Genomic DNA, 336 nt, shown 5'->3' on the forward strand with positions numbered 1-336 from the left:
AGAGTGCTTAATTATGTGCAGTAAATAATGTAAGCCCTACTATTCTTCATTAATATCAATTAATTATGCCACTCATACATCACTTATCGCTGCACATAATTATTCTTCATATTACAAGCCATTGGCTTGCAAACTTGGAGAATATTAATGAATACAAATCGCAAGAAACAAGTAAATAACAAACGATTCTTAAACCCTAGTTTTTTAAAACAACATTTATGTACGTATTCTGAAGCGCTCGCAATAAAAGGTTTCACGCCATTGACCGTTAGGGGATATGTGGATTCCGTAGCTCATTTTGGTGGCTGGTTGCAAAAGGAAGGTAAATTAATAAGC

At 34.2% G+C, this 336-nt stretch carries 1 protein-coding gene; it reads left to right on the forward strand.

Annotated features, from left to right (window positions below; translation table 11 throughout):
* Positions 1 to 147: 147 nt before the first annotated feature.
* The coding region (locus CXF95_RS30975; protein WP_232788057.1) for a hypothetical protein at positions 148 to 336 on the forward strand (189 nt) is incomplete at its 3' end.

The organism is Paraglaciecola sp. MB-3u-78 (assembly GCF_002835935.1).
Lineage (GTDB): Bacteria > Pseudomonadota > Gammaproteobacteria > Enterobacterales > Alteromonadaceae > Paraglaciecola.